Source organism: Bradyrhizobium sp., from assembly GCF_049512235.1.
GTDB lineage: Bacteria > Pseudomonadota > Alphaproteobacteria > Rhizobiales > Xanthobacteraceae > Bradyrhizobium.
The window spans coordinates 1-4254 of sequence record NZ_JBEKXH010000525.1 but is presented as its reverse complement, the minus strand read 5'-3'; the positions used below and the strand labels follow the sequence as shown (position 1 = coordinate 4254).

Below are 4254 nucleotides of genomic sequence, written 5' to 3'. Positions count from 1 at the left end.
CTCGGAAAATTTCACTGCGTGGCTACCCAATAGGCCGCCGACCTTTTCCACAAATGGAATTACAAGCAGTGCGACAAATAGCCCCCCGCCAATGGCTAAATGTAGGGCTTGATTTGCGACGAGCGTTCCAAGCCATTTCAGGCTTGCCTTGTCGTTCTCTTCCTCTTCTTTTTCGATCTTAGGTTTCGCTCTTCGCTGCTGTAACACAGTAGCAAATTGTTTGAGATGCCAAGCCCATCGTGGTGAGACAGCCAAAAAGACAGAGCAGACGATCAGGGATGCTAGAATTGGGATGGTGAAGTCGGTAGAAAGGTAAAGCCCTTCGTATATGCCCCTCAAGGAGATGATCCCGGATACGGCGACGAGCAACTGGACCGTGGCAATCCAACGAATCGGAAGGAACGGGTCTACTTTTGAACCGAGCGCGGCAATTAAGCCGCCTTCGGTTGGATCGACAATTCCTCGGATTGGACGATCTCCGAACATTGTGAACGCTGCCCCGCCGTAGTGGTGATTCTCCTATGACAATATGGGATCAGAAAATACTCTAGGTTAGCACTGCACGCCGCGGCGCTAACGGAGTCTTGTTGTAGAGGTCCGCGACGAGGCACTTGAACCCGAATGCGGGGATCGACAGTTCGGCGCCGCCGCCCTCCAGGACCGATGCCGCCCAGCCGTTCTCCGTCTTGAGGTCCAGTTCGACTTCCATGCGGTCCTGCGAGACGATCAGGACGGCCTGGCAATGTTCGTGGGCGCAATAGAGGTCGCGCTTCACGTCGACCCATCGGCGGTTCGTCCCCGGCACCGGGATGTCGTCCGTTCCGGAAATGATCTCGGCGAGCAGGTACGCCTTCTCGACGAAGCGCTGCCCAGCGCCGAAGTCGGCGTCGATCACCCCGACGTCCGGCTCGGGCTTATAGTCGCCGCTGGCAAGCTCGAGACCGGGGCGCTGGGCCGCGAGCATCGAGGGGTCGTGGCTATCCAACGCGTCGTTAAGCAGCATCTGCAGGTTAGTGGCGATCTGATTGTGCGAGAGTGTCGGAGGCGTCATCATCATGGGGACACCACCGAGTAATTCCCAGCGCTCATGATCGGGCCTCTTGTGCTGGAAAGCACGGAATTCCGCGCCCGACATCCGGCCCGCGCGACGGTCAACAACTGCAGCTTCCATAGGCGCCATCCTGCGGCTCCGCACGTCGGTGATACGGCCGAAGTTAGGCCGCTCGCCTCCCGATCACAACTCGCAAGCGGCCGGCCAAATTGGCCATCTCGCAAAAAGACCTCGACCTCGACCCTTGCGATAGGTCGTTTATAGCATTGAGGAAAGCCTTGCACATCCGCTTCCTTACCCCGTCCATGCTATCCGGGACCAGCGCAAGTGTGGACTGGGGAGATCAGATCGAGGATCCGACCCATATCGAGGCCCTCGTCGCAGATAAGCGGGCCGCACGCCGTCATCGCGGCACCGACCGGCTTGCCAGGGCGGCGCCGGCTAGCCAAACCTTGCTGCTCGGCGCCGCCGCCCGCGGCGACAATCTCGGCGCCATCGCCGCGGCCCTGCTGCGCCCTTCAGAGAACGCCTCGCTTTGATGGACAAAGATGGATGGGATCTTCAGGACCTTGATGGCGAAGTCCCGGTCGGCTATTACAAGGGCGGATTGGAGCCGACGCGTAATCCGCCGTTAGACTTAAAGCTATCGCGGGCTTCGGCTCCAACCCGGCACACGAGCTACCAACAATTTAGCAGCGGCTTACGCCGGATTTCAATTGTCGAACGCATCTTCGGAAGACAGCCCACGGATGAAACTCTCGAAAGTTTCGGCGAGAAACGTAATGCGATAATCCCACTTCTGATCGACATGGACGACCGAGGGCTCGCCATTTGGGCCGCATTTGCGGTAGTCGAGACATATCATGTCGTGGCCAGCAGATGGGCAATCGGCGAAGTAGACCCCGATGTTCGGGTAGCCTCCCTTTTCGACCCAAAGCGCGCTGCCGCATTCGCCGCAGAGCGAATATCTCTTGCGGCTTCCAATCGAAAAGATTCCGGTGATCGCGACGTGGTCCTCAGCCCATGTTGTGCGGGAGGGACTGCGGATGCAAATCTTACGCGGCGTTCCCCCATTCTGGTGACGAGAGAGTTCAATGTAAGCCGCTGGCACCCTGTAACCTAAACGCTCTTGCACCGCATCGATAGTCTGTTGGTCGGGCGGCGCATCGACATATTCTCGGTTCGCATAGTCAGACTCTTCCCAAAAATCAGTCAGGTCAAAATCTCCATAAATCTGCGGCATCGTTGAGCAATCCCAGCTCGGGCGGGTTGGAGGCGAAGCCGCAACCCGCCACTTGGCATGAAGTTGAATGCGGAGCAGATCATTTTTTGTTCCTCGCGGCAATCGGTTCGTTCCGTCAGGATGCAAGCGACGGAGACGATGATGGCGGGTAAGGAGATTTCGGTACGAAGTATGTTGCACATTTTAATCTGTCTCCTATTCCCTGTCTGCTTTACCGAAGCCGATAGCTCAAGGGCGGATCATGATCCGCCGTTATGAAGCGCCAAGATGGCGCATTACGCCTTCGGCTCCAATGCGCCCTACGCACTGATCATACCAACCTCAAAAGCGCTTTGGCGTCTTCAAGCGCCGTCCCGGCGATCGGATTGAAGTCATCCTTGATCGCCAACTCCGCAATCGTCGCGTTGACGAAGTCGGGTTTCAAGCGCTCGATGGCGAGCGGTCGGGCGGGACGGCATGATTTTAATCTCCCGTAAATAAGTGCAGTGTCACCGTAACTTCCCGCGTAACTTCCCGGGCGCCTGCATTTTCGCGCGATCGCACATGCCAGCGAACGCCAGGCTACTTTGCATGGGGTTGTTTTCGATATTTTTTTGGCATGCCGAGCCGTAGCTCGCGTGCACCGCCCGCCTTCGCCCGATAGGCTTCGGGCGCGGCAGCCTTCACTCGGCTATCGCGCGCGAAGACAGGGAGCGAGCACCCCATCGGCGTTGCGGCTGGCTTGCCCGATGATGTCCGCGCGGCGGAGACGCAATATCGGGCCCGATGGACACGTCTGCGCCATATTGCCGATGCGTTGAGTGCCGCGATCCGGTTCACCGAAGGCCGAGGCCGCGAGGATCTCGACAAAGACGAAATGCTGGCTTTAGCGCTGGTTCACGCCATCCTGATTGGAGGAGAAGCGGCGGGCAAGGTCACTGCCGAGTTACGCGACCAACATCTACGAGGTCGCGCTGCCCGGCGTGAACGACGCCAGGGAGGAAATGCGCAAAACGTATCTCACTCGCCTGAAGGAGAATCGGATGATGGAAGAGGTGTTTGGGTGGCTTGCGGCTTGCCGGTGCGCTCGACGTGCCACTTGGTCCGCGGAGGTCCCGACATGTCCGAGCACATCAAGGCGCATTTGCGAGGCGACCCTTAGCTTAGGGTCGCCAAACGCAAAAAAGACCCGTCGAAGACGAAGAGGCCTGACGCTCAGGGAGTCGCCATGTTCCCGGCCGCGGTTAAGTCGTTCTTCGGATTATACCCGGAGTCGTGTAGATTTCGGAGATACATGGTGTGGTCGGTGCTACTTACACCGCCCTTCCAGCCGACCGGAGGCGCAGGCACAGCGGCAAATGCATTCATCGCGTGGCTATGTTGGTTCCGATGCGCGGCCAGAGCGGCAGAAGTAGAGAGACTGAGGATAGCAAGACTGACAAGAAGGCCTTTAGTCATAGTTAGCTCCTCTTTGATATCCCCCCTGAAGCTCCTAACGTGTAGCATACCGGCTTGTTCCAATGAAAATCCGGCCGAACGTCGGCGCCTCTCTTGTCTTGCCGCAGGCTTTGCACACGAAGCGGTTCCAGATCGGAGAGCCGGATCGGATCGGGCCATTGGCGCTGATCGCGATCGAATTGCTACGGTGACAGTTGCGCGCGACTGGGTAGCGAAAGCATCTACATTGCTAAAAGGGATGTAATCTCAAATATTTAGGCATTATCCGTCTCGTATCTGGCGGCATGGCGTCTGACGGACGCGCGCCAGCGGCTACGACTGGACCGATTGCAGTAGTCGCGGATCGCCTCGACAAGCCCGCGGATGTCAAAACTGAGTTCGCCGCGCGATCATCCGGGCGATCGCGGCACAACAGCAATTCTCATTTTGACTTTTGCGATTTTGTTGGGTTTGGCACCTTGTGGACGGGGTTGGCGCGGGGAACGGCGGAGGTCAGGGAGGGCGTGGAGCCGGCTTGAGAAAG

General features: G+C 58.1%; 5 protein-coding genes. 2 read left to right on the top strand and 3 right to left on the bottom strand.

Features of this window, described 5'->3' with window-relative positions; translation table 11 throughout:
* On the bottom strand, nucleotides 1–486 hold a 486-nt coding region (locus ABSG20_RS30970; RefSeq protein ID WP_423868258.1), incomplete at its 3' end, for a hypothetical protein.
* Nucleotides 487–547: 61 nt separating this feature from the next.
* Nucleotides 548–1171: a Uma2 family endonuclease gene (locus tag ABSG20_RS30965; RefSeq protein ID WP_423868257.1), complete on the bottom strand. Its 624-nt coding sequence runs from the start codon at nucleotides 1169–1171 to the stop codon at nucleotides 548–550.
* A 158-nt stretch (nucleotides 1172–1329) separates the two neighbouring features.
* On the opposite strand from ABSG20_RS30965, the gene ABSG20_RS30960 reads away from it, so the two are divergent.
* On the top strand, nucleotides 1330–1590 hold the full coding sequence (locus tag ABSG20_RS30960; protein WP_423868256.1) for a hypothetical protein: 261 nt from the start codon (nucleotides 1330–1332) through the stop codon (nucleotides 1588–1590).
* Between the two features lie 173 nt (nucleotides 1591–1763).
* Here the strand turns inward: ABSG20_RS30960 and ABSG20_RS30955 are convergent, their stop codons facing one another.
* Nucleotides 1764–2294: an SMI1/KNR4 family protein gene (locus tag ABSG20_RS30955; RefSeq protein WP_423868255.1), complete on the bottom strand. Its 531-nt coding sequence runs from the start codon at nucleotides 2292–2294 to the stop codon at nucleotides 1764–1766.
* A 721-nt stretch (nucleotides 2295–3015) separates the two neighbouring features.
* Here ABSG20_RS30955 and ABSG20_RS30950 point away from each other — a divergent pair.
* Nucleotides 3016–3435 carry a HepT-like ribonuclease domain-containing protein gene (locus tag ABSG20_RS30950; RefSeq protein ID WP_423868254.1) on the top strand — a complete coding sequence of 140 codons (420 nt, stop codon included), beginning with the start codon at nucleotides 3016–3018 and terminating at the stop codon, nucleotides 3433–3435.
* The last annotated feature ends 819 nt before the right edge of the window (nucleotides 3436–4254 follow it).